Annotated in this window: 26 protein-coding genes and 1 pseudogene; 11 read left to right on the forward strand and 16 right to left on the reverse strand. The window is 69.5% G+C overall.

Going from position 1 to position 24996, the window contains the following annotated elements; translation table 11 throughout:
- Nucleotides 1-15: 15 nt before the first annotated feature.
- The gene (locus tag HDA39_RS17980; protein WP_238356082.1) at nucleotides 16-303 is read right to left on the reverse strand and encodes a twin-arginine translocase TatA/TatE family subunit; all 288 of its coding nucleotides are present in this window, start codon (nucleotides 301-303) and stop codon (nucleotides 16-18) included.
- Between the two features lie 71 nt (nucleotides 304-374).
- On the reverse strand, nucleotides 375-563 hold the full coding sequence (locus tag HDA39_RS17985; RefSeq protein WP_184796463.1) for a hypothetical protein: 189 nt from the start codon (nucleotides 561-563) through the stop codon (nucleotides 375-377).
- 291 nt (nucleotides 564-854) lie between these two features.
- Here HDA39_RS17985 and HDA39_RS17990 point away from each other — a divergent pair, with 291 nt between their 5' ends.
- Nucleotides 855-2045 carry a winged helix DNA-binding domain-containing protein gene (locus HDA39_RS17990; RefSeq protein WP_337925786.1) on the forward strand — a complete coding sequence of 397 codons (1191 nt, stop codon included), beginning with the start codon at nucleotides 855-857 and terminating at the stop codon, nucleotides 2043-2045.
- A 1069-nt stretch (nucleotides 2046-3114) separates the two neighbouring features.
- Here the strand turns inward: HDA39_RS17990 and HDA39_RS17995 are convergent.
- The gene (locus HDA39_RS17995) at nucleotides 3115-4092 is read right to left on the reverse strand and encodes a helix-turn-helix transcriptional regulator (RefSeq protein ID WP_184796466.1); all 978 of its coding nucleotides are present in this window, start codon (nucleotides 4090-4092) and stop codon (nucleotides 3115-3117) included.
- On the reverse strand, nucleotides 4089-5048 hold the full coding sequence (locus HDA39_RS18000) for a WYL domain-containing protein (RefSeq protein WP_184796469.1): 960 nt from the start codon (nucleotides 5046-5048) through the stop codon (nucleotides 4089-4091). The genes HDA39_RS17995 and HDA39_RS18000 overlap by 4 nt, the downstream gene beginning before the upstream one ends.
- Nucleotides 5049-5161: 113 nt before the next feature.
- Here HDA39_RS18000 and HDA39_RS18005 point away from each other — a divergent pair, with 113 nt between their 5' ends.
- Together HDA39_RS18005 and HDA39_RS18010 are read left to right on the forward strand one after the other, a co-directional pair.
- Nucleotides 5162-6262 (forward strand): DUF3866 family protein, encoded by a 1101-nt coding sequence (locus HDA39_RS18005; RefSeq protein WP_184796471.1) that lies wholly within the window; start codon nucleotides 5162-5164, stop codon nucleotides 6260-6262.
- A gap of 31 nt (nucleotides 6263-6293) precedes the next feature.
- Nucleotides 6294-6794: a hypothetical protein gene (locus HDA39_RS18010; protein WP_184796473.1), complete on the forward strand. Its 501-nt coding sequence runs from the start codon at nucleotides 6294-6296 to the stop codon at nucleotides 6792-6794.
- Between the two features lie 9 nt (nucleotides 6795-6803).
- Here the strand turns inward: HDA39_RS18010 and HDA39_RS18015 are convergent, their stop codons facing one another.
- A complete protein-coding gene (locus HDA39_RS18015; protein WP_184796474.1) occupies nucleotides 6804-7751 on the reverse strand; it encodes an FKBP-type peptidyl-prolyl cis-trans isomerase in 948 nt (315 codons plus the stop codon).
- 308 nt (nucleotides 7752-8059) lie between these two features.
- Here HDA39_RS18015 and HDA39_RS18020 point away from each other — a divergent pair, with 308 nt between their 5' ends.
- The 6 genes from HDA39_RS18020 (at nucleotide 8060) to HDA39_RS18045 (ending at nucleotide 14182) form a co-directional block, all read left to right on the forward strand.
- The gene (locus HDA39_RS18020) at nucleotides 8060-9946 is read left to right on the forward strand and encodes an ABC transporter substrate-binding protein (RefSeq protein WP_184796476.1); all 1887 of its coding nucleotides are present in this window, start codon (nucleotides 8060-8062) and stop codon (nucleotides 9944-9946) included.
- Nucleotides 9947-10016: 70 nt separating this feature from the next.
- Nucleotides 10017-11084 (forward strand): ABC transporter permease, encoded by a 1068-nt coding sequence (locus HDA39_RS18025; RefSeq protein WP_184796478.1) that lies wholly within the window; start codon nucleotides 10017-10019, stop codon nucleotides 11082-11084.
- Nucleotides 11081-11932, forward strand: coding sequence for an ABC transporter permease (locus tag HDA39_RS18030; RefSeq protein WP_184796480.1), 852 nt, complete (start codon nucleotides 11081-11083; stop codon nucleotides 11930-11932). The genes HDA39_RS18025 and HDA39_RS18030 overlap by 4 nt, the downstream gene beginning before the upstream one ends.
- Nucleotides 11929-12954, forward strand: a complete 1026-nt coding sequence (locus HDA39_RS18035; RefSeq protein WP_184796482.1) for an oligopeptide/dipeptide ABC transporter ATP-binding protein — start codon at nucleotides 11929-11931, stop codon at nucleotides 12952-12954. Before HDA39_RS18030 ends, HDA39_RS18035 begins: the two co-directional genes overlap by 4 nt.
- Nucleotides 12951-13967 (forward strand): ABC transporter ATP-binding protein, encoded by a 1017-nt coding sequence (locus HDA39_RS18040; RefSeq protein WP_184796484.1) that lies wholly within the window; start codon nucleotides 12951-12953, stop codon nucleotides 13965-13967. The genes HDA39_RS18035 and HDA39_RS18040 overlap by 4 nt, the downstream gene beginning before the upstream one ends.
- Before the next feature lie 8 nt (nucleotides 13968-13975).
- Complete coding sequence (locus tag HDA39_RS18045) at nucleotides 13976-14182, forward strand: hypothetical protein (RefSeq protein ID WP_184796486.1); 207 nt, start codon at nucleotides 13976-13978, stop codon at nucleotides 14180-14182.
- A 6-nt stretch (nucleotides 14183-14188) separates the two neighbouring features.
- Here the strand turns inward: HDA39_RS18045 and HDA39_RS18050 are convergent, their stop codons facing one another.
- Together HDA39_RS18050 and pafA are read right to left on the reverse strand one after the other, a co-directional pair.
- Complete coding sequence (locus HDA39_RS18050; protein WP_184796488.1) at nucleotides 14189-14572, reverse strand: VOC family protein; 384 nt, start codon at nucleotides 14570-14572, stop codon at nucleotides 14189-14191.
- Between the two features lie 63 nt (nucleotides 14573-14635).
- Entirely contained in the window at nucleotides 14636-15997 is a 1362-nt protein-coding gene (pafA, locus tag HDA39_RS18055; RefSeq protein ID WP_184796490.1) for a Pup--protein ligase, read from the reverse strand.
- Between the two features lie 184 nt (nucleotides 15998-16181).
- On the opposite strand from pafA, the gene HDA39_RS18060 reads away from it, so the two are divergent.
- Nucleotides 16182-16556 carry a hypothetical protein gene (locus HDA39_RS18060; protein WP_184796492.1) on the forward strand — a complete coding sequence of 125 codons (375 nt, stop codon included), beginning with the start codon at nucleotides 16182-16184 and terminating at the stop codon, nucleotides 16554-16556.
- A 314-nt stretch (nucleotides 16557-16870) separates the two neighbouring features.
- On the opposite strand, the gene HDA39_RS18065 is transcribed toward HDA39_RS18060, so the two are convergent.
- The 9 genes and pseudogenes from HDA39_RS18065 to HDA39_RS18105 form a co-directional block, all read right to left on the reverse strand.
- Complete coding sequence (locus HDA39_RS18065; protein WP_184796494.1) at nucleotides 16871-17206, reverse strand: hypothetical protein; 336 nt, start codon at nucleotides 17204-17206, stop codon at nucleotides 16871-16873.
- 21 nt (nucleotides 17207-17227) lie between these two features.
- Nucleotides 17228-17962 (reverse strand): pseudouridine synthase, encoded by a 735-nt coding sequence (locus tag HDA39_RS18070; RefSeq protein ID WP_184796496.1) that lies wholly within the window; start codon nucleotides 17960-17962, stop codon nucleotides 17228-17230.
- A complete protein-coding gene (gene scpB, locus HDA39_RS18075; protein WP_337925787.1) occupies nucleotides 17955-19418 on the reverse strand; it encodes an SMC-Scp complex subunit ScpB in 1464 nt (487 codons plus the stop codon). Before scpB ends, HDA39_RS18070 begins: the two co-directional genes overlap by 8 nt.
- 38 nt (nucleotides 19419-19456) lie before the next feature.
- Nucleotides 19457-20452: a segregation and condensation protein A gene (locus tag HDA39_RS18080; RefSeq protein ID WP_184796498.1), complete on the reverse strand. Its 996-nt coding sequence runs from the start codon at nucleotides 20450-20452 to the stop codon at nucleotides 19457-19459.
- 7 nt (nucleotides 20453-20459) lie between these two features.
- Nucleotides 20460-20840: a hypothetical protein gene (locus tag HDA39_RS18085; RefSeq protein ID WP_184796500.1), complete on the reverse strand. Its 381-nt coding sequence runs from the start codon at nucleotides 20838-20840 to the stop codon at nucleotides 20460-20462.
- On the reverse strand, nucleotides 20825-21925 hold the full coding sequence (locus tag HDA39_RS18090; protein WP_420488729.1) for an AAA family ATPase: 1101 nt from the start codon (nucleotides 21923-21925) through the stop codon (nucleotides 20825-20827). Before HDA39_RS18090 ends, HDA39_RS18085 begins: the two co-directional genes overlap by 16 nt.
- Before the next feature lie 198 nt (nucleotides 21926-22123).
- Complete coding sequence (locus tag HDA39_RS18095) at nucleotides 22124-22897, reverse strand: low temperature requirement protein A (RefSeq protein WP_184806226.1); 774 nt, start codon at nucleotides 22895-22897, stop codon at nucleotides 22124-22126.
- Between the two features lie 61 nt (nucleotides 22898-22958).
- Nucleotides 22959-23396, reverse strand: a pseudogene (locus HDA39_RS44115) (low temperature requirement protein A); the annotation flags it as partial.
- Between the two features lie 75 nt (nucleotides 23397-23471).
- A complete protein-coding gene (locus HDA39_RS18105) occupies nucleotides 23472-24071 on the reverse strand; it encodes a hypothetical protein (RefSeq protein WP_184796501.1) in 600 nt (199 codons plus the stop codon).
- Nucleotides 24072-24174: 103 nt separating this feature from the next.
- On the opposite strand from HDA39_RS18105, the gene HDA39_RS18110 reads away from it, so the two are divergent.
- Nucleotides 24175-24861 carry a response regulator transcription factor gene (locus HDA39_RS18110; protein ID WP_184796503.1) on the forward strand — a complete coding sequence of 229 codons (687 nt, stop codon included), beginning with the start codon at nucleotides 24175-24177 and terminating at the stop codon, nucleotides 24859-24861.
- Nucleotides 24862-24996 lie beyond the last annotated feature (135 nt).

Genomic DNA, 24996 nt, shown 5'->3' on the forward strand with positions numbered 1-24996 from the left:
GGTGGTGCGCGCGACTCAGTTGGCGGTGTGCGTCGGCGGCACGCCGTCGCCCGGGGCCTGACCGTTCGCCTGGTTCTGCTGCGGGGCCGGCTGGGCCTGCTGCACCGGCGGCTGGACGTGCTGCTGGGCCGGCGGCTGGCCGGTCTCGGTCAGCTCGGCGTCCTTCTTCTTGCCGGGGCCGACCTCTTCCTCCCAGATCTTCTTCGACTTGCCGAGCTGCTTGACCAGGGCCGGCAGCTTGGCCGAACCGAACAGCAGCACGACGATCGCAAGAATGACGAGCCACTCTGCGCCCTGGGGCATACCGATAAGCGGGGGCATGAGGATCTCCCTTTCACGACTATCCGATGGCTCAACGTGAGACTGGGCCGATACTACGCCCGGGACCGAGCAGATTCCCCGGCCCTGTCCGGACCTGACCTCTGCGCTGCCTCGAGCTTGGACTGGGCGGCGCCCAACTCTCGCGTCAGCGCCTTGGTCTTGCCCCACAGCTTCTTCGCGAGCAAGGCGAGGACCAGGAGCCACACCGCCACGACCGCGAGAAAGAGCAGGAACCAGAACATGTCCCGACCTTATCCGGTTCGGAGCCACCGCCCACGCGGATGGGTGTTCGTCGCGGGCAACGGTGTCGGAACGTGATGGTAAGAATTGGTGTCGGGCTAGGGTGTGTCTCCCAATTCCCGCCGTAGCGAGCAGGTGCTCGGCGCGGTAGCTCGGAGTGCTGGAGTGAAGCCCTCGATGTTTTTCCATCGTGGGTTTTGCTCCAGTGCTCCGAGGTGCCGTGCCGAGTGCCGCGCAGTAGGCGGGAATTGGGAGACACACCCTAGGGCGGGACCGTATCGAGGGGGGCTGTGGTGCTGCGGATCGGGATCGAGGAACGACGGCTCAGACTGGGGCGCCGGCACCGGCTGGCGACCTCCTGCCAGGCGGCCGATCCGGTGCAGGCGGCGGCTTCGGTCGTGGTGCTGCACGCGACCGACCCGGCCACGGTGCATCTGTCGGTCGCCGCGCGGGTGCCGGGCAGTGATGTCGCGCTCACCGAGCGTGCGCTGTACGACGACCGCACGCTGATCCGGATGCTCGGGATGCGGCGCACGGTGTTCGTCGTACCGACCTCGTTCGCGCCGGTCGTCCAGGCCGCGGCGAGCGACGACATCGCGGTGAAGCAGCGCAAGTTGCTGGTCAAGCACCTGGTCGAGGCCGGGATCGCCGGTGAGGCCGAGGCGGCCGGGCAGTGGCTGCGGGCGGTCGAGGAGTCGACGGCGACCGCGCTCAGCCTGCGCGGCTCGGCCACGGCGCAGGAGCTCGCCCAGGACGAGCCCCGGCTCCGCAGCCGCCTGGCGATGGCCCCGGGCAAGTCGTACGCGGCCCAGCCGTATGTCACCAGCCGCGTCCTCTTCCAGCTCGCCGCCGAGGGCCGCATCGTCCGCGGCCGCCCGCTGGGCACGTGGCTGAGCAGCCAGCACCAGTGGTCCCCCGCGGAGGACTGGCTCGCAGGCGGTCTGGCCGGCGACCTGTCCGCCGACGAAGCCCGTACGACGCTCGCCCGCAGCTACCTGGAGTCCTTCGGCCCAGCCACCCTCGCCGACCTCCAGTGGTGGACCGGCTGGACCCTGGGCCAGTCCCGCAAGGCCCTGGTCGCCGTAGAAGCCGTAGAGGTCGACCTGGACGGCGTCACCGGCTACGTCCTCCCCGGCGACGAGGCCCCCGAGATCGCCGTCGAACCCTGGGTCGCCTTCCTCCCCGCCCTGGACCCCACCCCCATGGGCTGGAAGGACCGCACCTGGTACCTCGGCGAGCACAAGACCCGCCTGTTCGACACCACCGGCAACATCGGCCCCAGCATCTGGGCCAACGGCCGCATCGTCGGCGCCTGGGGCCAACCCGAGTCAGGCGAGGTCCGCTACCAACTCCTCGAAGACGTCGGCACCGAAACCACCACCGCCATCGAATCCCACGCCGCCCGCTGGACCACCTGGCTCTCCGGCGTCCGCATCACCCCCCGCTTCCGCACTCCCCTGGAACGAATCCTCAGCCAGGGCTGACCCACGCGGCGACGCCGCCCCCGCCCCCTGCGCCCCCGGATCCACGCAGACGCCACCATCTCCTCCAGACGGCCACCGCCCCCTACCCACCCTCAGCCCCACACAGGCACCACCACCTCCTCCCCGAGCCGCCCGTCCCGACCCGGACTCCCGCAGACACCACGTCCTCCGCCCTACCCTCGGACTCCCGCAGACACCGCGGCCTCTTCCACCGGCCGCCACCCCCTGCTCCCCGACCCCACAGAGGCCACCCCGTCTTGCGCCCGGCCACCGTCCTTCCCTGCCCCGGCCCCGCAGGCGCAACCACCTCTTCCACCAGCCACCAGTCCTCCCCGCCCCAGCCCCGCGCAGACACCACCCGGCTCCCCACAGATACCACCACTTGTTTCACCCGGCCGCCGCCACTTCCTCCCCCAGCCGCCGCCCCTTCCACCCCGGCCCCGGCAATACCACTACCTCTTCCACCCCACCACCGTCCCTGCCCACCCACCCCACGCCGACACCACCACGTCCTCCAACCGGCGACCGCCGCTCCCCACCCCCGGCCCACCCCCGAGCCCCAGCCCCAGCTCCCGCCACCCGCAGACACCACCACCTCTTCCACCCGGCCGCTGCAACCTCAGCCCAAGGCAACCCCGCCGGCCGCATCTGCAGGGCGCTCGCCACACGCCGTACCGCCATCACCCGGGGAACAGGGTCGCGCCCATGCGGCCGACAAGGTGGTCTTGGGCTGAGACCGCACCGGCCGGGAACAAGTGCGAGTGGTGCGTGCAACCTGGCGTGGGGGGTGGAGTGCGCGCGAGTGGTGCGTGCGACCTGGCGCGGGGGTGGAGTGGGCGCGAGTGGAGCCTGCTCCCGGAGTGGGGGTATGGGATGAGCGCGAGTAGTGCGTGCGACCTGGCCCGGGGTGGGGTGAGCGCGAGTAGTGCGTGCAACCTGGCGCGGGGGGGCGCGTGGAGCCTGCGCGGGTGGTGCCTGCGACCTGGTGTGGGATGGAGCGGGCGGGCGGTGCTGAGTCGGCTCGGCTCGCCGGGCAGTGTGCACCGCGGCATCAGCAAGTACTGGCGCCCTACAGCTGGTCGTCGTACGCGGACAATGCCTCTCGGGCCGTGTTGGCGATCTGGGCGCCCAGGTCGGCTGGTTCCAGGACTGTGGCGGAGCCGCCGAGGCGGAGGACCAGGCGTTGGAGCCAGGAGGTGTCGGCTACGCGGAGCTGGATGATGAGGGAACCGTCGGGGCCCTCTTCGACCGACTCGGTGGGGTAGTACTCGGCGACCCACCGCGCAGGGGGTGCGAGTGACACGGTGGCCAGGAGGTCGCACTCCGACGGCTGGAACATGCCGTTGGAGAGGTCTCGTGGCGTCGCCTCAGGCGGGGGCTCGCTGGGGAGGTCGAGGAGCTTGACGCCGGCGATGCGGTCGAGGCGGAAGAGGCGGACGTCCTCGGCGAGGCGGCACCAGGCTTCCAGGTACGTGCGGCCCTCCGAGACGACCAGGCGCATCGGGTCGACGTCGCGCTCGGTGGTCTCGTCGCGGGACGGTACGTCGTACGTGAGGTGCAGGCGGCGCTTGCCGGCCAGGCCGCGGTTGACGGTCTCGGCGATCTCGGGTGCGGCGGGCTCGACGTGCACGTGCGCGGCCGCGCCCTCGACGGCAGCGGCGCCCGCGCCGGCGGCCGTCTCCAGCTTGGCGATCGCGCGGTCGACGGCGTCGCGGTCCGCGCCGGCGGTGACCTCGCGCAGGGTCCGCAGCGCGGTCAGCAGCGCCAGCGCCTCGTCCGCGGCCAGGCGCAGCGGCCGCGCCAGATAGTCGGCGTTGTTCAGGTGGATGACGCCTTCGCCCTCGGCGGCGTCGATGTCGATCTCGATCAGGTCGCCCATCTGCGCGCCCGGCAGCCCGCAGAACCACAGCACCTTCAGGTCCGCGATGATCTGCTTAGGCCGTACGCCGAAGTCCGCCGCGACGTCGTCGACCCGCGCCCCGTCGTTCTCCCGCAGGTACGGCACCAGCGCCAGCAACCGCTGCACCTGATCACGCGCGTTGCTCATCCGACCCCCGCCACCGTGCGCAGCCTGCGCAGTACGCCGTCCAGCACGTCGCCCGGGCCCTCGACCACGGCATCCGGCCCGTACGACGCGATCTCCTCGGCCAGCACGCCCGAGTCGGCGTACGGAACATGCAGCAGGTCCCAGCCCTCCTCGTACGGCTCGATCGCGTTCGCGCGGCGGCGCAGGCTGACGCACGAGCCGGTGCGCGCCCGGACCTTCGCCTCGGACGTCGGCCGCGGCGGCGCCAGCTCGGAGACGAGCGAGCGCAGATCGGTCCCCTCCGGCACCGTGAACGCCCCGGCCGAGCCGACGGTCCTCACGTTCCCGCCGATCCGCGACATCCGGAACATCCGCGTCGCCTCCCGGTCGCGGTCGCGGCCGACGACGTACCAGCGGCCGTGCCACGACACGATCCCCCACGGCTCCAGCGTCCGCAGCGTCGCCTCGGACGCGCCGGAACGCCGGTGCTCGAAGCGGACCGCCGTCCGGCTGACCACCGCGGACCACAGCGGGTCGAAGGCCGGCTCGGACGCGCCGACGTGCGGCTCGATCGCGCTCAGCGCGGACTGGTCGGTCTGGATCCCGGCCGCCTTCAGCTTCAGCACCGCCGAGGTGGTCGCCTCGGCCAGGCTGGCGTGCTGCCAGACCCGCGCGGCGACACCGAGTACGGCGGCCTCGTCGGGCTCCAGATGCACCTCGGGCAGCTCGAAGACGTCGCGGCGGATCCGGTAGCCGACGTCGTCGGAGAAGAACTTGTCGATGGTGCCCATCTCGATCGGGATGCCGAGGTCGCGCAACTCGTCCTTGTCGCGCTCGAACATCTTCTCGAAGGCGTCGTCGGTCTGCCCGGCGTAGCCCTCGACCACCTCGCGGATCCGCTCCTTGGTCACGTACGTGCGCGCGACCAGCAGGCAGATCACCAGGTTGAGCAGCCGCTCACTCTTCCGCGCCGACACCCGACCACCTTACGGGTTCAGGAGGCCGAATCACGCAGTGCACGCCGAACAGGTGTTCTAATCGCCGATGGGTTCAGCGAGGTCAACTTACTTAACCCCGCTAAAGTCGGCGCGTGATCCGTTGGCGTGAAGGTGTGGTGACCGAACTCGGCCGCGCGTGGACCGGCGCCCAGGAGCTGAAAGTAGCCGTAGAAGAGCAGACAGTTAAGGCTCTGGCCTATCCAAACCTCGTCGGCCAACCACAACAGGGCGACCGCGTGCTGCTCAACGTCGGCGCCCTCGACCGCGGCCTCGGTACCGGCGGCTACGCGCTCGTCGTCGCGATCCCCGACCGCCTCCCCGCCGATCCGCCCGAGAGCGGCCATCTGGTCAAGGCCCGCTACACCCCACTCCAGGCGATGGTCCTCGGCGCGGACGAGCAGGACTCCCCCGACCACGACGTCCTGCGCGACGCCGACGACTTGTTCGGTACGCCGGTAGTCGTGGCCGACCTCCACTCCGCCCTCCCCGCCGTCCTCGCCGGCGTCTACGAGACGCGCCCGACCACCCGAGTCGTCTACGTGATGACCGACGGCGGCGCCCTCCCGCTCGCGTTCTCGCGCACGGTCGCCTCGCTGCGCGACAGCGGCTGGCTGGCCGGGACGGTGACCGTCGGCCAGGCGTACGGCGGCGACCGCGAGGCCGTCACCGTCCACACCGGCCTGCTCACGGCGGCCCACGTCCTCGCCGCCGAGCTGATCGTCATCACCCAGGGCCCGGGCAACCTCGGCACCGGGACGCGCTGGGGTTTCTCCGGCGTCCAGTCCGGCGAGGCCGTCAACGCGGTCGGCACGCTCGGCGGCCGCGCGGTCGCGTCGCTGCGGATCTCCGAGGCCGACCCGCGCCCGCGCCACCGCGGGATCTCGCACCACAGCCTCACGGCGTACGGGCGGGTGGCGCTGCAGCCGGCCGACGTCGTCGTACCGGATCTCGAGGGCGACTTCGGCGACGCCGTCCGAGACGCCGCCGAGCCGCTGAAGGCGCGGCACCGCGTCGTACGGGTCGGTGTCGAGGGCCTGTACGACGCCCTGCGGGCCGCGCCGGTCAAGCTGTCGACGATGGGCCGGGACCTGGACGGCGACCGCGCGTACTTCGAGGCGGCGGCCGCGTCGGGCCGGCACGCGGCCCGGCTGGTGGATGTACCACCACCCGTTTCGGGGTCCCAGTACTCCTGATTCCGGCGCCGCCGAGGCGGATCCTCGGAGTATGGAAACTCGTGTCGCACCCTCACCGCTGACCGCACGCGCCGCGACCGGCGCCTGGCTGCTGGCCGTCGGCGCCGGCGTCGCCGAGTCGGTCCTCGGCCTGACCCTCGCGATCCACGACGGCGCCTCCGTGCTCGGCCTGGTCGCCCAGGTCGCCTTGCGCACAATTCTGTACGGCGGCCTGTTCGTCGTCATCGACGGCTACTTCCGCCACGGCGTCGCGTGGTCCCGCTGGGTGCTCGCCGGCCTGCTCGGCACGATCGGCACGGCCAGCCTCCTGATCGGACCGATCACTTGGCTGACCGGCCACTCCCTCGGCGACCTCTCCCTCACCCCGGTCCTCTTCCTCGAAGCCGCTCTGCGGACGGTCCACGTCCTCGCGGTGATCGCGGCGCTCGGCCTCACCTTCCACCCCGACACGAACCAGTGGTTCCGCCGCCGGGCCGGACACCAGGCGGGCATGACAAAGGGCCGGCCCCGAACCTCGGAGCCGGCCCTCTGACGGGGGTTCCTACTGCTGCTTGCCCGCCGGGAAGTTGTTCATCAGGTCGATCACGGCGAACGCGTTGACGGTCTTGCCCTTGTCGTCCTTCGACGGCGGGAGCTCGACGAGCACGCGGCTGCCGATCGGGATACCGGCCAGGGCGTCGAGCGCGCCGGCCTGACCTGTCGGGCCGGGGCCGACCTGAAGCTCGGCCGGAGCGCCGGCCTGGCCCTGCTGGCCGTCCCAGGTGCTCGCCTGCTTCTTGCCGGTGTAGTCGAAGATCGCGTACCGCGCGACGACCGTGCTGGCCTTGTCGACCGGCTTGCCCTTGCCCGTCGCGATCACGACCGGCTTGCCGGGCTTGGCCGGCGGCTTCGACCCGGCCGGGACGGTCACCTTCGGCTCGGCGTTCAGCTCACCGGTGACCTTGAACTTGGTGACCGGAGCCGCGACCGGCTCGGCGTCCAGCTTGGTGTCGTTGGCGGCCACGGCGACCAGGTCGACGACGAAGATCAGCGTGTCGTCGCCCTTGATGCCGGCCTGCTCGTTGCCCTGCTCCTTGTAGCCCTTGTCCGCGGGGATCGACATCATCACGCGGCTGCCGAGCTTCTTGCCGACCAGGCCCTCGTCCCAGCCGGCGATGACGCCGCCGACCCCGATCGGGAACGACGACGGCGCGCCGCGGTCGTAGGAGTTGTCGAAGACCTTGCCGTCGCGCCAGATCTGGCCGAGGTAGTTCGCGGTGAGCAGTTCACCCTTCTTGACCTCGGCGCCGTCGCCCTCCTTGAGGACCTCGGTGACGAGAGTCTTGTCCGGCTCACCGTCGCGGTGGGTGACGGTCGGCTTCTTGCCGAACTCCGACTCCACCTTGACTCCGGCGGCGCCGAAGTCCTTGCTCCCGCCGGACTCCGAGCCGCAGGCGGCCAGGGAGGACCCCAGCGCGATCACCGCGACGACACTCAGCAGCTTGCGCACGAACAAAGCACCTCAAAATATCCCGGCGCGGACCCCGCGCCTGCTGGACGGCCATGAACGGGCCCACACTAGCGGGCACGACCAAGCCGCGGATCAGCCGCCTGCGTCACTGTTCGATCACGTCACGCAACGTCGATCGGTGTGGTCCGGCCACCGGCACCAGCGTCACGATCAGCGATCGGGCATGGCCGCTTCGCGAACAAGTGTGGCCGTTTTGTGAACAGATTACTTTCCCCATCCTCTTTACTAACTACCTTTGTCCCGACAAGATCGGGTCCCGACGCTCCGCCCCGTCGAGAGGATCAACGATGAAGTTGCCGCGCGTAGTCAGTGGCGCCAGAAGGCGCCTGGTTGCCCTGGTCTCGGCCTGCCTGGTGGTCACGCTGGTGGCAGCCTGCACCGCGGGCACGGCCGGCGGGGGAAGCAGTACCGGGAACTCCGGCGGGAACTCCGGCGGCACCGCGGCCGGCGACTCCAGCAAGTTCCTCACGTTCTTCCCGTGCTGCAGCTGGGGCACGACGTGGTCCTACAACCCGTACAACGTGAACCAGCTCGGTATCCAGAACGACTTCATCTCGATGCGGCTGGCGATCGTGAAGTCACCGAGCCTCACCGAGTTCATCCCGCAGCTGGCCGACAAGTGGGCGGTCGAGAACGGCAAGCTCAACGTCCACCTGCGCGACGACGCGAAGTGGCAGGACGGCACCGCGGTGACGAGCAAGGACCTGCACGACACCGCCATCCTGAACGGGCTCCGCGGTGACGGGTTCTGGAGCGACATCACCGACGTCGCCGTCGTCGACGACAAGACGGTCGCCTTCACTCTCAAGAAAGGCCAGCCGGAGTCACTGGCGAAGCTGGACATCCTGAACTCGATCCGCCCCTTTCCGTCCAGCGTGTACGGCAAGCTCGTCACCGACCAGCTGAAGCAGGACGTGATCAAGTACTTCCGCACGCTGCAGCAGAGTCCGGAGCAGGCCACGAAGCTGCCCGAGTCCAAGCGGATGGGTGACGCGTTCAAGGACCTGGCCGCGATGAAGGTCGACAAGTTGATCGGCAACGGGCCGTTCCAGCTGGAGAACATCACCACCAAGGAAGCCAAGCTGGTCAAGTGGAACGACTTCTGGGACGCGGACAAGATCAAGTTCGCCGGCATCCGGTACCTGAACGGGTCCACGCAGACCGTCTACCCGCAGTTGTTCAGCGGCAACGTGCACCTGTCCAACGTGTACATGCCGCCGCCGATCCTCAACCGCTGGAAGACGACCCCCGACTCCAACACGGCGCTCCCGCTCGGGTTCGGGTTCGCCATCGCCTTCAACAGCAACCAGAAGCCGCTCGACTCCAAGGCGGTCCGCCAGGCCCTCGCGTACGCGATTCCGCGCCAGCAGATCAGCGAGGCGGCCTACGGCACCGACGATGCGGCCGGTGGGACCTGGAAGGAGGTCAACACCGGCATCTCGCCGACGCTCGAGGAGATCTACCTCAAGCCTGAGCAGGTCGCGAAGCTGAACAAGTATCCGCTCGACCTGGCCAAGGCGACCGCACTGCTGCAGGGCGAGGGCTTCACCAAGAAGGGCGACCAGTGGATCAAGCCGGACGGCAAACCGTTCACGCTCACGTTCACGGCCAACGCCGAGACCACCGACATCGTCACGTCGTTCAACTCCGCGGCCAAGGCGCTGACCGCGTTCGGGATCAAGTCCGAGGTGAACGCGACCTCGGGGGCGCAGCAGGACGCCGATCAGCACAACGGTGACTTCCAGGCCGGCATGGCGTTCGTCGGTGGTGGCAACCCGCTCCAGATGTACAACTTCCTGCTCGGCCCGGGCTACAACTTCACCCGTCAGGGCAACTACGCCGGAAAGCGCGGGATCGGGTTCGGCCCGGCCAAGAACGTTCCCGGTCTCGGTCAGGTCGACGTGGCCAGCACCATCGACCGGCAGCTCCGCACCGTCGAACCGGGCGAGGAGATGAACAAGCAGGTGTGGAACTGGGCTCAGCTGGTCAATGAGGAGGTGCCCTACATCTGGTACGCGACCAAGGTCTACCAGTTCCCGTTCTCCACCAAGGAGTTCACGAACTGGCCGCCCCTGGGCGAGAACAAGACCAGTGAACTCTGGGACATCATCAGCGCGGACATGAACGGCGGCCTCTCGCTGGCGATGCAGCAGGGCTACATCACGCCCAAGTAGTACCTGCACCGTCCGGTCGGCACCTTCCCCCCGGTGCCGACCGGTACCGCCCCGACCCCGGAAGGCGCTGATGGTTTCCTACATCCTGAAACGACTGGCGATGTCGTTGCTGATCATCTACATCGTCATCTCCCTGTCGTTCTTCATGATCCGGCTGATGCCCGGCAGCCCGATGGCGGCTCTGGAGGCCCAGTTGCGGATGCAGGGCGGCCTGAGCGAGGTCGAGATCCAGCAACGGATCAGCGCGGTCTACAGCGTGACGCCGGACGCTCCGGTCTGGGAGCAGTACCTGCGGTACGTGTGGGGCGCGGTCCGCGGCGACCTCGGCCGCCCGATCACCAACCCGGGCACGACCGTGGTGGCGGTGATCGCCGAGGCCCTGCCCTGGACGATCATGGTGGTGGCGGTGTCGCTGATCATCAGCTTCGTCATCGGGATCGCGGTCGGGGCGATGATGGCCGCCTTCCAGAACAGCCGGTTCTCCCAGGCGATGACCTTCGTCGTCTCCTTTCTGAGCGCCGTTCCGAGCTACCTGGTGGCGATCGCGCTGCTCTACGTCCTCACCAGCGTCTATCAGGTGTTTCCGTCCGGTGGCGCCTACGGGATCGACGTCACGCCAGGGTTCAACGGCCCGTACGTGATCAGCGTGCTCTACCACGCCATCCTGCCGATCGCCGCGTCGGTGATCACGTCGTTCGGTGGCTGGGCCCTCGGCATGAAGGGCAGCGCCGTCTCGGTGCTCGGCGCCGAGTACGTCCGGGCGGCCGAGTCCCGCGGCCTGAGCGATCGGCGGATCACCCAGTCCTACGTCGGGCGCAACTCGATGCTGCCGATGGTGACGCAGCTGGCCCTGTCCGTGGGCTTCATGTTCGGCGGCTCGGTGTTCATCGAGACCTACTTCCAGTACCCGGGGATCGGGTTCTACATGATCCAGTCGGTCGGCCAGCGCGACTACTCGCTGATGATGGGCTGCTTCCTGCTGATCACCGTCTCGGTGATCATCACCAATCTCCTGGTCGACCTGCTCTACCCGTTGGTCGACCCGCGGATCGCCAATCCGGCCGCCCGCGCCCGCGCGGCCGACCAGCCCGCCGACCCCGATCAGGAAGTGCTGCCGGCAGGAGGTTCGATGGCATGAGATTCCTCAGCGACCTGTGGCGGATCCTGCGCCACGACAAGGGGGCCCTGATCGGCGGAGCGATCGTGCTGATCTACTGCCTGGCGGCGGTCTTCGGCCCGATCTTCGTCGAGGTGGGCAACGAGCAGGACGCGAGCCAGGCGTACCTGGCTCCGTCACTGCAGCATCCACTCGGCACCGACGCCCTCGGACAGGGTGTCCTGTCCCAGATCATCGTGGGCACCCGGCCGATCATGATCGTCGGCGTACTGTCCGCGGTGGTCACGGTCTTCGTCGGCGTGGCGATCGGCCTGCTGACCGGGTACGTCGGCGGAGTGGCCGACACGGTCATCATGCGGATCACCGACATCTTCCTCACCATTCCCGGCCTGCCGCTGATCATCGTCCTGGCCAGCGTGATCAACACCACCAACCCGGTCGTACTGGCCCTCATCCTGTCGATCACCGCCTGGGCGGGCCTGGCCCGGGCGATCCGGTCCCAAGCCATGAGTCTGCGGAGCAGAGAGTTCGTCGAAGCGGCCAAACTCCAGGGCGTCTCGCTCAGCAACATGGTCGGACGGCAACTGCTGCCGAACGTCGGGCCGTACGTCGCGATCCACTTCCTGCTGGCCATCACCGGCGCCATCTACGCGTCCGTGGGCCTGTTCCTGCTCGGCATCGCTCCGATCAGCGGCAACAACTGGGGCATCATGATCAACCTGGCGATGGCGCAAGGAGCGTTGTACACCACCGACAGCGCGTTCTACCTGTTCTCCCCGATGGCCGCGATCGTCATCCTGCAGGTGGCGTTCGTGTTCTTCTCCCGCGCGCTCGACAGCGTGTTCAACCCGAGGCTGCGTGTCCAGTGAACAGCGCGAACAACGTGAACGACGAGACGCTGCTGGAGATCGACGACCTGACGGTCGCCTTCGGCGACGGCGCCGGCTCGGTGCGCGCCGTCGAGAACGTCAGCCTCTCGGTCGCCGCCGGTGAGATCTACGCCCTGGTCGGCGAGTCGGGCTGTGGCAAGTCCACCCTGGCGTACTCGATGTTGCAGATCGTGCCGCCGCCGGGCCGGGTGGCCGGCGGCGACGTCAGGTTCCGGGGACGTGGCCTGACCGCGATGTCCAAGCGCGACCTCAACGCCTTGCGTGGTGCCGAGCTGGCAATGGTCTTCCAGGGCGCGATGAACGCGTTCAACCCGGTCGTGACCATCGGCGCCCAGGTGGACCACATCCTGCAGGCGCATCCGGAGGTGTTCCCCGATCCGAAGGACGGCCGCAAACACTTCGAGCACCTGCTCGAGCTGGTTCAGCTCCCGCCGCAGCGGATCTGGAAGGCGTACGAGAGCCAGCTGTCCGGCGGGATGAAGCAGCGGGTGGCGATCGCCGTCGCCTTGCTGCTGAAGCCGTCCGTGGTGATCCTGGACGAGCCGACCACGGCGCTGGACGTGCTCAACCAGCGGCTGGTGATCGACATCCTCAAGGATCTTCACCGCGACCTCGGGGTGACGATCGTCTTCGTCACGCACGACCTCGCGGTCGTCGCCGAGGTGGCCACCCGCGTCGCGGTGATGTACGCGGGGCGTCTGGTCGAGTCCGGGACGGTCGAGGAGATCTTCAAGGCCGAACGCCGGCACCCGTACGTCGAGGCGCTGATCAACGCGATTCCGAGCGTGCTGGACGCCGGCCTCACGGTCCGGCCGATCGGCGGCTCGGTGCCGAACCTCGCCGAACTGCCGGACGGCTGCCGGTTCGCTCCGAGGTGCCGCTTGGCGGAGGACCTCTGCCGGCACACCGAGCCCCCACTGCTCGGCGACGGCGGTGGGCACCTCGTGGCCTGCCACGTCGTGAATCGCGAACTCCTACCGATGGAGGTGTCGAAGGCATGAGCCTGCTCGACGTGCGGAACGTGACGCACACCTACGACACGGGCACCGGCAGGCCGGTCCTGCACAACGTCGACCTGTCCACCCAGGAGGGCGAGATCGTGGCCCTGGTGGGCGAGTCCGGCTGTGGCAAGACCACGTTGGGCCGGCTGATCGCCGGATTGCACGAACCCAGTACCGGCAGCATTTCCTTCGAGGGCAGCGATATCGCGGACCTGAGGGGCACGCAGCGCAGGGACTGGCGGCGCCGCGTCCAGATGGTGCATCAGGACCCGTACGGTTCGCTGAATCCGGGCCTGACGATCGGCAGTACGTTGGCGCCGGGCCTCCTGCGGCACAAGCTGGCAACCCGGCGTACCGTCCAGGAGGAGATGATCGAGCTGCTGCGGCAGGTCGGGCTGGACGCCACGCCGGCGTTCCTGCAGCGTTACCCCCACCAGTTGTCCGGCGGCCAGCGCCAGCGGGTGTCGATCGCCCGGGCCATCGGCCTGCAGCCGAAGCTGATCGTCGCCGACGAGGTGACCAGCATGCTGGACGTGTCGATGCGGGTCGCGATCCTCGACCTGTTGCTCTCGTTCCAGCGCGACCGTGGCATCGGATTCGTGTTCATCAGCCACGACTTCGGGGTGGTCCGGTACTTCGCGCAGGGCGGGCGGATCGCCGTGATGTTCTACGGCTACATCGTCGAGGAAGGCCCGGTCGAGGAACTGATCAAGACCCCCAGCCACCCGTACACGCACATGCTGCTCCAGGCGATTCCCGTCCCGGACCCGGTGCTGGTGCGCAAGCGAGACGCGGAGGGCGGCGGCTCCGAGCGGCTGACCGGCGAGCCCGCGACGAAGGGATGCGTGTTCTCCAACCGCTGTCCGCTGGTCCAGGACGTCTGCCGCAAGGAGGCTCCGCCGCTGGTCGACCTCGGCTCGGGACACCGGACCGCCTGCTTCTTCTCCGACGAGATCCCACCGCTGAAGCACCTCGCCGCCGACGAGGCGAGCCCTCAACCGACGCGATCGTAGGTTCGACCATGATGAAGATGGCGGCCCGGGTGCTGCTGCGGATCGGCATCGGTCTGCTGATCATGTCCCTGCTGATCCGGCCGGCGATCAAGACCCCGCACGGGATGATGGGTGACAACTTCGCCATCGCCGCCTGCCTGGCCCTGATCCTCACCGCCGCGCTCGGGCTGAGGTTCGCGCCCGACGACCAGGCCGGCAAGAAGCGCGACGACTGAGCAGCCTCAGGATCCCGACGGAGCCCGGCTCAGATCGACCACACAGAACACGTTCCCGTCCGGATCGGCCAGTACGACGAAGTCCGGGTCGGGTGGGTAGCTGTCCCAGTCCACCCGCTGCGCGCCCAGCCCGATCAGTCGTTCGACCTCGGTCTCCTGCTCGGCGGTCGTGTCGACCAGCAGGTCGAGGTGGATCCGCGGGTACTGCTCGGGCGCCGAGTCGCTGAGCATCAGACCGAGCACCCGTTCGCCGTCGGTCTGTCGTACCAGCGTCCGCCAGCTGTCACGCGCCCACTCGGGGCTCTCGGCCAGATCCAGCGCAGCCGTCCAGAACGCAGCAGCAACCGTCAGGTCGGCCACGCCGACCACGGGATATCCAAGCCTGATCACCGCCCCAACCTACCCCGGCGCGGCGGGCGCCCGGCCGGCTTTTCGCCGTACCGGGCGCACAGCTCACATGCTGGCGATGAGCTTCTCGACCCGCTCGTCGTGGGACTTGAACGGGTCCTTGCACAGCACGGTCCGCTGGGCCTGGTCGTTGAGCTTCAGGTGCACCCAGTCGACGGTGAAGTCGCGGCGGCGTTCCTGCGCGCGCTTGATGAACTCGCCGCGCAGCCGCGCGCGGGTCGTCTGCGGCGGCACCGACTTGGCCTCGAAGACCCGCAGGTCGTCGACGACGCGGGTGACGGCGCCCTTGCGCTCGAGCAGGTAGTACAGACCGCGGGGGCGGTGGATATCGTGGTAGGCCAGGTCGAGCTGGGCGACCCGCGGGCTGGCCAGGCCGAGGTTGTTCTGCGCGCGGTAGCGCTCGATCAGGCGGTACTTGATCACCCAGTCGATCTCGCGCTCGATCCCGGACAGGTCGCCGGACTCGATCGCCTTGAGGCAGCGCTCCCACAGGTTCAGCGCCCGCTCGACGGCCGGCGTCCCGAGCTCGCGGCGGTCGACGAAGTCGCGGGCCTTGTTCAGGTACTCGCCCTGGATGTCCAGCGCACTGGCCTCGCGGCCGTTGGCCAGCCGGACCTCGCGGCGGCCGGTCATGTCGTGGCTGATCTCGCGGATCGCGCGGATCGGGTTGTCGAGCGTGAGGTCGCGCATCACGATGCCGGCCTCGATCATCCGCAGTACCAGGTCCGTGCTGGCCACCTTCAGCAGCATGGTGGTCTCGGACATGTTCGAGTCGCCGACGATCACGTGCAGCCGGCGGAACCGCTCGGCGTCCGCGTGCGGCTCGTCGCGGGTGTTGATGATCGGGCGGGACCGCGTCGTCGCGCTGGAGACGCCCTCCCAGATGTGCTCGGCGCGCTGGGACACCGAGTAGACCGCGCCGCGCGGCGTCTGCAGCACCTTGCCCGCGCCGCAGATCAGCTGCCGGGTGACCAGGAACGGGATCAGCACGTCGGCGAGCTTCGCGAAGTCGCCGTGCCGGCTGACCAGGTAGTTCTCGTGGCAGCCGTAGCTGTTGCCGGCCGAGTCGGTGTTGTTCTTGAACAGGTAGACGTCGCCGAAGATGCCCTCGTCGTGCAGCCGCTTCTGGGCGTCGACCAGCAGGCCTTCGAGAATCCGCTCACCGGCCTTGTCGTGCGCGATCAGGTCGGTGACCGAGTCGCACTCGCCGGTCGCGTACTCCGGATGGGAGCCCACGTCGAGGTAGAGCCGGGCCCCGTTGCGGAGGAAGACGTTGCTGCTCCGCCCCCAGGACACGACGCGCCGAAACAGGTACCTCGCCACCTCATCGGGGGTCAGTCGGCGCTGACCTCGAAAAGTGCAGGTGACTCCGTACTCGTTCTCCAGACCGAAGATTCGCCGGTTCACATCACCCACACTACGGCGCAGCTCCGACATCCGTGCCCTGTCTCAGGCGCGGCGTTTCGGGGCGTTACCCCTTTGATGTCAACCATCCCTGGTTCGAGAGCGCTTTCCGGCGGCCGGTGGATCGTCGGTGGAGTTCCGCCCGACAGCAGTGACCACGATGGTTGCGGCTGCCAACGTCGTACCCATGAGGAGACGAACCTTCATCGCCGCCGTCGCGTCCACCACCGTCGCCGGGGCCTTGCCTGCCGCGGCATCGACCACGCCGCCGACCCTTCGGTTGCCCCCGCCAACCGGTCCGCACCGCACCGGTACGACGACCTTGCACCTGGTCGACTCAACCCGCCGTGACCCGTGGAACAACGCCCCCACGCGCGAACTCATGGTGACGATCTACTACCCAGCGTCGACCACCCGGGGCTACCAACGCGCCCCACACCTGTCCCCCACGGCCGCCGCCGTCTTCGGCAGCCTCGACGCCGGCGTACTGCACCCCGAACTCCCTTCCACCGGCGTCGACTGGGCCGCCACCCGCACCCACGCAACCTCCACCGCGCCCTAGACCTTCGCCGAGTCGGCACCTACGGCTACACCAACCCCCGCTTCGACCGCACCTGGAACGCCGTCCAGTCCCACGGAGGCCCAGTACGCCGTACGCAACTCCACCAAGCCAACCACTGGGCCTTCACCGACTACGCCGCCTTCGCCCCGCAACTGGTAGCCGCCGGCCTGATGACCTCAGCCGAACGCACGACCCTCCTCGGCAACAACCCGCACACGACCGCTGCCGTACGCGGGCTCCTGCGCGGCTTCTTCGCGCGAACGCTCTAGCCTCGCCCCACCGGGCGCTCGGCATTGAGCCGCCGGCGCCGTGCTTCAGCCGGGCGGCTCGGGCGACGTAGTCGGCGGATGGTGCTGCCCCGCGCGATCCGTCCAGCCGGACGCGTCGGACTCGGCGCCGACCTCGGCGACGGCCCAGACGACGTTGCGGACACCGGGTGGTTCGACGGCACCCTGGTCGATCATCGCCTGGTGGTAGCGGCGGGCGTCGGCCTCGTCGGCGTACACCTGGATCATGTGGCCGTCGCGGGTCCAGGTGCCGTGCACGAAGCCGGGCAGGCCGATCTTGCTCGAGGCCATCAGCGTGAGCTGGTCACGCAGCGGCTCGATCGCGTCCGCGTCGATGTCCCACACCCCGATGACCGCCCACATACGGCCAGTATGGCCGTGGGATCAGAGGTCGACGAGGTCGAGGAGTTGGCCGAGTTCCTTGGGGTCGAGTTCGCGGAGTTCGCCGGTGTGGAGGTTGCCGCGGCGGACCGGGCCGATCGCCGTTCGGGTGAGGCGTTTGACCGGGTGGCCGACCGCGTCGAACATGCGGCGGACGATGCGGTTGCGGCCTTCGTGCAGGGTGATCTGGACCAGCGTGCGGTTCTTGATCTCGGCGGTCACCTTCACGGTGTCGGCGCGGGCCTCGCCGTCGTCGAGGTGGACGCCGTCGAGCAGCCGGCGCAGGACGACGGGCTTGACGTTGCCGTCGACCTCGGCGACGTACGTCTTGCTGACCTCGTACGACGGGTGCGCGAGCCGGTGCGCGAACTCACCGTGATTGGTGAGCAGCAGGAGGCCCTCGGTGTCGGTGTCGAGCCGGCCGATGTGGAACAGCCGCTCGTCGCGGTCCTGCACGTAGTCGGCGATGCACGGCCGGCCCTGCGGGTCGGCCATCGTGGTGACGACGCCGCGGGGCTTGTTCAGCACCAGGTACGCGTGCGCGCTGGTCGGCGGGATCCGCTCGCCGTCGACCCGGATCACCGAGACCGCGGGGTCGACCCGGGTGCCGAACTCGGTGACGACCGAGCCGTCCACCTCGACGCGGCCCTGCTCGATCAGCAGCTCGGCGTTCCGCCGGCTCGCCACGCCCGCCTGTGCGAGGGCCTTCTGCAGCCGGATCCCGTTGTCTTCAGTCATCACTACGGACACGGTACTGCGCAGGCTCGGTGTCGCCGACATCGCCTGCCGTTCGCTCCTCGGTCAGCTCCTCGGCCGACTCCAGGTGATCGTCGTCCTCGTCGTCGCTGTCGTCGTCGACCAGGTCGTCCTCGTCGTCGTCATCGTCGTCGTCCTCGGGGACGACGATCTCCACGCCGTCGTCGTCGGAGTCGTCGGCCGCGTCGTCGCCGGTGCCGTCCTCGGAGTCGCCGCCGGTCTCGGGGATCTCGGCGGGGTCGGCCTCTTCCTGGTCGAGCTCGGTGTCGCCACCGGCCTCCAGCTCCTCGGCCGGCTCCAGCTCCGGCTCCTCGTGCTCGAGATCGAGCTGGGGATCACCGGTGGTGCTCAGGTCCCCGTCGATCCCCGCGGCCCCCACGTCGGAGGTCACCGCCTCCGCAGGGCCAGGCGTGCCGACGGCCTCCGGCGGGGTCGCGGCGTCCGGCGTACCGGTGCCTTCGGTGCCGAGGTCTTCGGCGGTCGCGGTGCTCTGGGCGGCGAGCTCTTCTTCCATGTCGTCCATCTCCGGCAGGTAAGGGGCGAGTTCCGGCAGGTCGTCCAGACTCTGCATACCCATTCGCTCCAGAAAATAAGAGCTGGTCCGGTACAAGGTGGCCTGGGACTCGGTGTCCGCGCCGGCGTCCTCGACCAGACCGCGGCTGATCAGCGTCCGCATCACGCCGTCGACGTTGACGCCGCGGATCGCCGACACGCGCGCCCGGCTGACGGGCTGCTTGTACGCGACCACCGCCAGCGTCTCCAGCGCCGCCTGCGTCAACCGCGCCTGCTGCCCGTCGAGCACGAACTTCTCCACGTACTGCGCTTCCGCGGGCCGCGTGTAGTACCGCCAGCCACCGCCGACCTCCCGCAGGTCGAACCCGCGGCCCTGCTCGGTGTACTCCCCCGCCAGCTCCTTCAGCGCCCCGGTCACGTCGCCGACCGGGCGTCCGACGGCCCGCGCCAGAACCAAAGCAGGCAAGGGCTCGTCGGTCACCATCAGGATCGCTTCCAGCGCCCGCCGCATGGTGACGTCGTCGATCACCACCTCCCCCGCGGCCGGCTCTTCCTCGAGCTGCAGCAACAACTCCTCAGCAGGATCCGCCCCCGAGTCGGTGGCCGGTACTTGAACCGGGTCGCCGTCCGGGTCAGCAGACGAGTCGCCCGCAGCAGCCGGCTCGGTGTCCTCGTCCGATCCCAAGTAGTCCGCCCCGTCAGCACCGGACTCCTCAGTAGGATCCGCCCCCGAGTCGGTGGCCGGTACTTGGGCGGCGTCGTCGGCCGCACGCTCGTCGGTGGCCGGTACCTGGGCGGCGTCGTCGGCCGCACGCTCGTCGGTGGCCGGTACCTGGGCGGCGTCGTCGGCCGCACGCTCGTCGGCAGCGGCCGACTCGGATTCCGCCTCGTCGTGCTGGTCCGCCTGCGTCTCCGTGGTGCTCACCGAGTCCAGGGCATCGGCGGTGGGGTCGTGGGAATCGGTCACTGGCCTGCCGTCTCGGTCGGGGCTTCTTCGGTGGGCGCAACGTCTTCGGGCTCGTCCTCGGTGAGCGACTCGCCCTCGGCGATGAACGCGGTGATGTGGTCGTCGGTCACCTCGGGCGCCTCACCCTCGGCCGACTCCGCCGGCGTCACCTCGTCGAACTCGTCGCCCACGGCGATCTCGCCCTCGTCGGTCCCGGTCCAGCGAATCGTCAGCTCCCCCAGCGGCGTCACCTGCTCGAACGTCACCGCCGCCTCCCGGAACAGCTCCAGCAACGCCAAGAACCGGCACACCGTCGTCACCGTGTCCGGCGAGTCCGACACCAGCGTCCGGAACGTCGTCGTGCGCTGCAGCCGCAGCCGCTCGATGATGATCGCCGCCTGCTCGCGCACCGTCACGGCCGGCGAGTGCAGGTGCGCCAGCGAGACGCCCTCGGGAATGAGGTTCTTCGGCGCCATCGCGGCAGCGGCCAGCGCGGCGAACTCGTCAGGACTGACCCCGAGCAGGACCTCCGGCAGCAGCTCGGCGTACCGAGGTTCCATCCCCACCGCGCGCGGGAACCGCAGCCCCTCCTCGGCAACCCGCTGCTGGATCAGCGCGGCGATCTGCTTGAACGCCCGGTACTGCAGCAGCCGCGCGAACAGCAGGTCGCGCGCCTCGAGCAGCGCCAGGTCCTCGGCGTCCTCGACGTCGCCCTGCGGCAGCAGCCGCGCCGCCTTCAGGTCGAGCAGCGTCGACGCGATCAGCAGGAACTCCGAGGTCTGGTCGAGGTCCCACTCCGAGCCGAGCGCCTTGATGTAGGCGATGAACTCGTCGGTGACCTTCGACAGCGAGATCTCGGTGATGTCGAGCTTGTGCTTGCTGATCAGCTGCAGCAGCAGGTCGAACGGCCCCTCGAAGTTGACCAGGTGGACGCTGAAGCCCTTGCCGGACGACTCGCCGTCGGGCCGATCGGTCGGCAGGTCGAGCGGCAGGTCCGTCGAGGTGTCGGCCATGACGGACCTACTCCGCGGCAGCCCGGAGCCGCTGCACCAGCACCGAGTCCGGACCGTGGTCGACGAAGTCGGCCAGCAGGACGTCGATCGCCTCGCGGACGATCCGGCCGCGGTCGGCCGTCAGGCCGTGCTCGGCGCGGAGCGCGAGTCTGGTCTGTTCGAGTCCGATCAGCTCTTCCTCGGTCACGTACACGGTGATCTTCGTGTCGTGCCGGATCCGTCCACTGGACTTGCGGTCCTCGACGGCGGTCCGCGAGCGGCCACTGGGAGCCGGTCGGTCGGACAGCGCCGGTCCGTCGGTGGCGGTGCGCTTCTCGGGTCTGGTCTGCTTCGGTGCCGCACCCCCGAACAGCTCGCTGGCACCTGGCAGGCTCACCCGGCGGGACAACGCGCCAGCACCTCCTTGGCAAGGTCGCGGTACTGCGTAGCCGCTTGGGACGAGGGAGCGTAGGTGGTGATCGGCTCGCCGACGACCGTGGTCTCGGGGAACTTCACCGTACGCCGGATGACGGTGTGGAAGACGCGCTCGTCGAAGGCCTGGACGACCCGGTCGAGCACTTCCCGGGCGTGCGTGGTCCGCCCGTCGAACATGGTGCCGAGAATGCCGACGATCTCCAGCTTCGGGTTGAGCCGGTCCTGCACCTTGCCGATCGTGTCGGTCAGCATGGCCAGGCCGCGCAGCGCGAAGAACTCGCACTCCAGCGGTACGACGATGCCGTGCGACGCGGTCAGCGCGTTGACGGTGAGCAGGCCGAGCGAGGGCGCGCAGTCGATCAGGATCACGTCGTAGTGCGGGATGATCGGCTCGAGCACGCGCTGCAGCGTGTACTCCCGGGCGACCTCCTGGACCAGCTGGACCTCGGCCGCGGACAGGTCGATGTTGGCCGGCAGCAGGTCGAGGTTCTCGACCTTGGTGGCCTGGATGACCTCGTCGGGCCGGATGTCGCGCTGCATCAGCAGGTTGTAGACCGACAGGTCCAGGTCGTGCGGCTGCACACCGAGCCCGATCGAGGCCGAGCCCTGCGGGTCGAAGTCGATCAGCAGCACCTTGCGCCCGGTCTCGGCGATCGCGGCGCCCAGGTTGATGGTCGTCGTGGTCTTGCCGACGCCACCCTTCTGGTTGCACATCGCGATCACCTGGGCCGGCCCGCGACGGGTCGGCGGCAGCACCTCCGGCAGATCGGGAAGCGGCCGTCCGGTCGGCCCGATCTTGTGCCTCGGGCCGTGCGGGTCATTCACAGGTGCCATGTCCTCCGCGGTGAGCTTGGCCGTCGGCCGGGGCATCTCCGCATAGTTGTTCGGGATGATCGGACGCTGCTGGTCGGCGGTGGCCGGCGACTCCTGCGGCGTCGTGCTCGGTTCGGTGCTCGGTTCGGTGCTCGATTCCGGCGCCGGCGACATCGGTTCCGTCGACGGCGTCACGTACTGGTGCTGGTCGTGGTGCTGGGTGCCCGGGAATGTCGACTCGTTCATGACTCGTCAAACCTTTCAACCGATACGGGCGATCCCAGCGACTGTAAGCGTGCATTCAAGCACTCTCAAGCGGCCACTCCGCAGCCGGGTCGGGTGGTTTCCGGTCGGCATTCCACAGCAGGCCGATCACCGGAGAAAGGTGACCGACCGTGCATGGATGATCGCACACCGTCGATCAACCGCAAGCACCGGGTCCGTTCACGCCCTCCGCGTGTCGACCAGCTTGTTGTACGCCGCGAACCACGCCAGCACGCCGTACGCGATCAGCGCCAGCGACCAGGCCGGCAGCGGGTGCCCGAAGACCGCGACCGCGGCGAGGACGAGCAGGCTCGGCAGCGCCCACCCGAGGTACCACTTGAGCGGCGCCCGGCCGAACAGCGCCGCGACCACGCTGGTGATCACGTACAGCGCGAGCCCGCCGAAGACGAACCAGCGGTCCTTGGTGTGCAGGTGCTCGCCGGCGGCCGGGATCAGTCCGCCGAAGCCGGCCGCGATCGCGACGATCGACGCGGTCACGCCGAGGTGCGCGGGCAGCGCCTGCCACGGTTCGAGCGACGCCGTACGGCGAGGAGCCGGCGTGAACCCGTACAAGCTGGTGAGCTGCCACAGCTGCACCAGGATCAGGAAGCCGGCCAGTGACGACACGATCACCGCCCGGGTCCAGTCCAGCTCGGTGTTCGCGGCGACCACCTGGGCGAGTGCCTCGCCGAGCACGATGATGACGAACAGGCCGAGCCGTTCGTCGAGGTGACCGCGTTCGACCTGGGCGACCGAGAGCAGGTTGACCCGCGGCGCCGGCAGCCGGTCCGGCGAGATGCCGCGCTGGATCAGCTGGGCCAGCCGGCGCTGCTCGCGCTCCCGGTTCTCCTCCTGGCGCCGCCGCGCCCGGTTCGTCATCTCCTCGACCGCGTGCGGATTGCCGGCGCCGACCATCGAGAACGCGAGGTCGACGACGATCGCGAAACCCCACAGGCCAGTACGCGACGGTCTCCGGGACGAACAGCGACACCACCCACGGCGTCGCCATGACCGACTGCGTGGCCGGCCAGAAGGTGACCACCTGTCCGTCCCGCGCGGCCGAGCGGGACGCGATCCCGCGGCAGATCAGGAACGCGACGACGAACACCGCCGTACGGCCCTCGGGTGCGTCGTGGTGCTCGCCGGGCAGCAGCTCGGGAAACACCCCGGGCACCGCCGCGGCCATCACCGCGATCCCGAGCATCGTGCGCAGGACGGCGCGCTGCCGGGTCCGCTCGCCGGCGACGTTCGCGTACACGCTGGTCGTCGTCCAGACGCTCCAGATCGCGTAGAACATCGCCGCACCGGCGGCGACCTGTCCGATGCTCTCGGCGCCGTGCAGCCGGTGCGCGATCTGCGCCGCGGCCGCGACCACGGTCAGGTCGAAGAACAGCTCCAGCCAGCTCGCGTGCCGTTCCTCAGTACTCGCCGAGTCCGTCGCCACGGTCGCCACCCTAAGGTGCCGGGCCCCACGAACGACGCGAGGCCGTCCGTGGGGGTCTCGGTCGTGGCGGTCAGGTCGCTCCGGTCACTTGGTCCCGGTCACCCGGTGCGGCTCGTCCCGCGGGGTCACCCGGTGCAGTTCGTCCCGCGGGGTCACCCGGCGCAGCACCCGACGCCCGTCGTCGGCTCGATCGACCAGACCATGGGTCGGCTTGACCAACCAGTCGCCGCCCGGGACCCGCGACGCCGTCGACGCGGCGTTGCCGACGCAGTAGACGGCCAGTTGCTCACGCTCGGTCCCCTTGACGTGGGTCGCGGCGACCGCGGATCGCTGCTTGCCGAGCACGTCGATGGTGACCGGTTCCAGCGCGCCGGTGCGCTTCCAGCCCGGGCGTGCGGCGAAGCTGACGTTCGTCATCTTGTCCGCACGGCAGTACGCCGCCACCGTCGACGCGCTCTTCGACCCTCCGATGACGGTGTTCACCGGTCCCCCATGAGCCTTCACGGGGTCGGCTGCCGCAGGAGTGGTCGCGGCCGGTGCGGCGGCGAGCTGCTGGTCGACTTCGGCGGCGGTGAGGACGGCCGGACCGGATGAGCCGGTGCCGGCCAGTGCCGCGGTGGCACCGCCGGCAACGACGAGCGCGCCGGTCAGGCACAGGGTGGGAATCAACAGTGTTCTCTTCATGTCACCCACCCTCGTCACCGTTGTCCTAACGCCACGCTAAAGCCAGCGTAAGACCCGTCGAGGCCGCCCGGATCCGCTCCCCGCGCCCTCTAGGGTCGGTGCCATGCCGCACATCCTGGTCGTCGAGGACGATGCCGACGTCCGGGCCGCGCTGCTCCGCGCGTTGCGGGCCCACGGGTACGCGACCAGTACGACGCCGACCGGGCTGGCCGGCCTGGCCGAGCTCACCGCCGGCGGACCGGACCTGGTCCTGCTCGACCTCGGCCTGCCGGACGTCGACGGCGGCGAGATCCTCCGGATGGCCCGCGCGGTCAGCAAGGTCCCGGTGATCGTCGTCACCGCCCGGGACGAGGAGCCGTTGATGGTCCGGACCCTGCACGACGGCGCCGACGACTACCTGGTGAAGCCGTTCAGCCCGGAGCAGCTGCACGCCCGGATCCAGGCCGTCCTGCGGCGCAGCGGCGCCCCGAACCGGCCCCGCGAGCTCTCGGTCGGCGGCCTGACGGTCGAGCTGGGCGGCCGGGTCGCCCGGCTGGACGGGTCCGTGCTCGACCTGACCCCTCGCGAGTTCGACCTGCTCGCCTACCTCGCCGAACGCCCCGGCCAGGTGGTGACGCGGCGGCAGCTGATCGTCGACGTCTGGCAGCTCGCGTACGGCGGCGCCGAGAAGACGGTCGACGTCCATCTGTCGTGGCTGCGCCGCAAGCTCGGCGAAACCGCCCGGGAGCCGCGCTACCTGCGCAGCGTCCGCGGCGTCGGCGTCTGCCTGACCGCCCCCGAGACCAGCTGATGCGCCGCCGGATCGACCGCACCGGACACCCACTGACGCGCCGCCTTCCCGACCGCGCCGGACATCCGCTGACGCGCCGCCTTCCCGACCGCGCCGGACATCCGCTGACGCACCGTCGGTCGAGCGCGCCGGAGG

This window comes from Kribbella italica (assembly GCF_014205135.1).
Lineage (GTDB): Bacteria > Actinomycetota > Actinomycetes > Propionibacteriales > Kribbellaceae > Kribbella > Kribbella italica.

Bases quoted from the DNA above. Each gene is read 5' to 3' on its own strand.
- HDA39_RS17980 (WP_238356082.1), bottom strand. From the start codon at position 303: ATGCCCCAGGGCGCAGAGTGGCTCGTCATTCTTGCGATCGTCGTGCTG.
- HDA39_RS17985 (WP_184796463.1), bottom strand. From the start codon at position 563: ATGTTCTGGTTCCTGCTCTTTCTCGCGGTCGTGGCGGTGTGGCTCCTG.
- HDA39_RS17995 (WP_184796466.1), bottom strand. From the start codon at position 4,092: ATGAGCAACGCGCGTGATCAGGTGCAGCGGTTGCTGGCGCTGGTGCCG.
- HDA39_RS18010 (WP_184796473.1), top strand. From the start codon at position 6,294: ATGGAAACTCGTGTCGCACCCTCACCGCTGACCGCACGCGCCGCGACC.
- HDA39_RS18020 (WP_184796476.1), top strand. From the start codon at position 8,060: ATGAAGTTGCCGCGCGTAGTCAGTGGCGCCAGAAGGCGCCTGGTTGCC.
- HDA39_RS18025 (WP_184796478.1), top strand. From the start codon at position 10,017: ATGGTTTCCTACATCCTGAAACGACTGGCGATGTCGTTGCTGATCATC.
- HDA39_RS18030 (WP_184796480.1), top strand. From the start codon at position 11,081: ATGAGATTCCTCAGCGACCTGTGGCGGATCCTGCGCCACGACAAGGGG.
- HDA39_RS18040 (WP_184796484.1), top strand. From the start codon at position 12,951: ATGAGCCTGCTCGACGTGCGGAACGTGACGCACACCTACGACACGGGC.
- HDA39_RS18045 (WP_184796486.1), top strand. From the start codon at position 13,976: ATGATGAAGATGGCGGCCCGGGTGCTGCTGCGGATCGGCATCGGTCTG.
- HDA39_RS18060 (WP_184796492.1), top strand. From the start codon at position 16,182: ATGAGGAGACGAACCTTCATCGCCGCCGTCGCGTCCACCACCGTCGCC.
- HDA39_RS18065 (WP_184796494.1), bottom strand. From the start codon at position 17,206: ATGTGGGCGGTCATCGGGGTGTGGGACATCGACGCGGACGCGATCGAG.
- HDA39_RS18070 (WP_184796496.1), bottom strand. From the start codon at position 17,962: ATGACTGAAGACAACGGGATCCGGCTGCAGAAGGCCCTCGCACAGGCG.
- HDA39_RS18080 (WP_184796498.1), bottom strand. From the start codon at position 20,452: ATGGCCGACACCTCGACGGACCTGCCGCTCGACCTGCCGACCGATCGG.
- HDA39_RS18090 (WP_420488729.1), bottom strand. From the start codon at position 21,925: ATGAACGAGTCGACATTCCCGGGCACCCAGCACCACGACCAGCACCAG.
- HDA39_RS18105 (WP_184796501.1), bottom strand. From the start codon at position 24,071: ATGAAGAGAACACTGTTGATTCCCACCCTGTGCCTGACCGGCGCGCTC.
- HDA39_RS18110 (WP_184796503.1), top strand. From the start codon at position 24,175: ATGCCGCACATCCTGGTCGTCGAGGACGATGCCGACGTCCGGGCCGCG.